This window comes from Mesorhizobium sp. M1A.F.Ca.IN.020.06.1.1 (assembly GCF_004023265.1).
GTDB lineage: Bacteria > Pseudomonadota > Alphaproteobacteria > Rhizobiales > Rhizobiaceae > Mesorhizobium.
The window spans coordinates 1-2,561 of the sequence record NZ_RZSR01000868.1 but is presented as its reverse complement, the minus strand read 5'-3'; the positions used below and the strand labels follow the sequence as shown (position 1 = coordinate 2,561).

Here is a 2,561-nt window from a genome sequence, read left to right as displayed (position 1 = left end):
TCCTGTCGCTGCTCGAATTCCACTGCGGCGCCACCGTCACCTTCGGCGCCTCCTGGGACGTCTTCAAGCATTCCAACCATCCGATCGAGCTGCACGGGACGGAAGGCTCGCTCAGGCTACCCGATCCCGACACGTTTGGCGGCACGGTCTCGCTATCGGCGCACGGCGCCGACTGGAAGGATTTCGAGAGCGAAGGCGAGCTCTACGGCGCGCGCAACTGGCCCTATGCCGCACCGGACCGCGCCAACTATCGCATGCTCGGCGTCGCCGACTTGGCGCGGTCGCTGTTGGAAGGGCGCAGACCCCGCGCGTCCGGCGAACTGGCGCTGCACGTGCTCGAGGTCATGGAAGCGATCCTCGCCTCCGGCGAAAGCCGGAACTCCGTCGCCGTCGTCGGCTCGGTCGACCAGCCGCCGCTGCTCGGCGAAGACGAGGCGGCGAGCCTGCTTGCCTGAGGCGCCGTGATCGCCCAGCGGGAGTTCGGTATCCCTAGGCCGACTGGCGCATCACCAGCGTCGCGTCGAGATTGACCTTCGCCGCGACGGGCGCGCCGTCCTCGTCGAGCAGGGTAAGCAGCGTCTCGACGCTGCTTCCGGCCATCGCCGCGAAATCCTGCGCCATGGTGGTGAGCGCCGGGCAAGTGTAGCGGCTGAGCGGATGGTCGTCATGCGCAGCCACCCGCAGGTCGCAATCCGCCTTGCGGCCCACCTTCAGCCCTTTCGAGAAGGCGGCCGCCATCACGCCGAAGGCGAGACGATCGTTGGCGCACAATATGGTCTTGCCCGGCAGGCCGCCATTGCCGAGCAGCTTTTCCGTCTGTTCGTAGCCGATCCGTTCGAACTCCCATGTGTAGTCGTCGGTATTGCCGAAGACGAGCGGCTCCTGCCCGAGCCGCTTCATGGCATTGACATAACTCTCCACCCGCTCGCGCGAATTATGATTGACGTGCGGAATATCGAAATAGACCGGGGCATCGCCCGAGCGGCAGAGATAGTCGACGATGGTCGACATGCTCTGCACATTGTTGTTGCCGACGAAAGGCGTGCCGCCTTCGAGATAGGTGTCGAAATAGACAATCGGGATCGCCTGCGTCAGCTTCTCGATCGCTCGCTGGTCCGAGCGCCGGCCGAGCGGTGCTATCAGCGCGCCGGAGACCTTCAACGACAAGATCGTCCGCGTCGCCTCGGCTTCCAGTTCGCTCGATCCATGCGAGGAAATGACGATCGGCCAATAGCCTTCGTCGCGTAGCCTGAGTTCGATGCGGCTGACCATCTCGGAATAGAACGGGTCGGTCACCGTCGGCACGACGATGCCGATGCTGCGGGTGCGCTTGCGGTTGAGGTTTCGCGCGAACAGATTGGGCTGATAGTCGGACGAGCGCAGCGCATCCTCGATGCGTTTTCGCGTCGCCGGCTTGACGCTGGTCGGATCGTCGAAGAATTTCGACAAGGTCGGCCTGGAGACGCCGCAGGAACGGGCGAACTCCTCCATCGTCTTGTGAGTCATCGGCATCCAAACCCTCGCGGCATGGAACCTCGCTCCCATGGCGCTGCTCCGGCGCTCATACGGTGCATCGCCGTGCGCCTGCAAGTTGAAACTTTACAGGAAGCTCCGCAAGTTTCAACGCGTCCGGAGAAATTATTCCATGCGTAAATTTATTAATTGACGTGAAAAAGAGGGGGCCGTATTCCAAGCCCTAAAGCCATGCATGGCGAATGCCGGGAGGACGTGATGAAGAAGCTGGTCTCAGCCGGCGAGATCCTCGTCGAGATCATGGCGGAATCAATCGGCCAGAGCTTCCTCGAGCCCGGTCCGCTGGCCGGCCCCTTTCCGTCCGGCGCCCCGGCGATCTTCATCGGCCAGGCGGCGGCGCTCGGCCAGCCTGCGGGTCTCATCGGCGCCGTCGGCGGGGACGATTTCGGCCAGTTGAACATCGACCGGCTCAGCGCGCTCGGCGCCGACGTTTCGGCAATCGCCGTCCGTGAAGGCCATGCAACCGGCACCGCCTTCGTCGCCTACCGGACCGATGCATCCAGGCATTTTGTTTTCAATATCCGGAACAGCGCCGCCGGCCTTTTGGAAATGGACGATGCCGCCAAGCGGCTCTTGGCCGGAGCCGATCATGTCCATGTCATGGGCTCTTCGCTTTTTTCCGATCGCGCCACCGACGTCGCACTCGCCGCGATCGCGGCCGTGAAGGCCAAGAGCGGCACGGTGTCCTTCGATCCGAACATCCGTCGCGAGATCATGCAGGCGTCCGGCACGCGTCAGGCGCTCGATCATGTGCTCGCGCAGACAGATGTCTTCCTGCCGAGCGGCAACGAACTGTTCCTTTTCTCGTCCGCCAGCGACGAACAGGCCGCGGTCCGCGAATTGCTGGGGCGAGGCATCTCCTGCATCGTGCTGAAGAAAGGCGCCGATGGCGCCACTTATCACGACCGCAAGGGCACGCTCGCCATGCCCGGCTTTGTGGTCGAGGAAGTCGATCCGACCGGCGCCGGCGATTGCTTCGGCGCCGCCTTCGTTTCCTTCTGGCTGCGCGGTGCCTCGCCCGCCGATGC

The 2,561-nt window shown here is 63.8% G+C and carries 3 protein-coding genes; 2 read left to right on the top strand and 1 reads right to left on the bottom strand.

What is annotated here, in order from left to right; genetic code table 11:
- Window positions 1-455, top strand: a 455-nt coding sequence (locus EOA60_RS28245; RefSeq protein ID WP_348632724.1) for a Gfo/Idh/MocA family oxidoreductase, incomplete at its 5' end; no start/stop codon positions are given.
- Window positions 456-489: 34 nt separating this feature from the next.
- Here the strand turns inward: EOA60_RS28245 and EOA60_RS28240 are convergent.
- The gene (locus EOA60_RS28240) at window positions 490-1,512 is read right to left on the bottom strand and encodes a LacI family DNA-binding transcriptional regulator (RefSeq protein ID WP_095823886.1); all 1,023 of its coding nucleotides are present in this window, start codon (window positions 1,510-1,512) and stop codon (window positions 490-492) included.
- A gap of 219 nt (window positions 1,513-1,731) precedes the next feature.
- Between EOA60_RS28240 and EOA60_RS28235 the strand changes: the two genes are divergently transcribed.
- A partial coding sequence (locus EOA60_RS28235; protein ID WP_164899596.1) for a sugar kinase occupies window positions 1,732-2,561 on the top strand: 830 nt, incomplete at its 3' end.

What these genes read in the sequence shown, in the direction of transcription:
- EOA60_RS28240 (WP_095823886.1), bottom strand. Translation starts at nt 1,512, where the DNA reads ATGCCGATGACTCACAAGACGATGGAGGAGTTCGCCCGTTCCTGCGGC.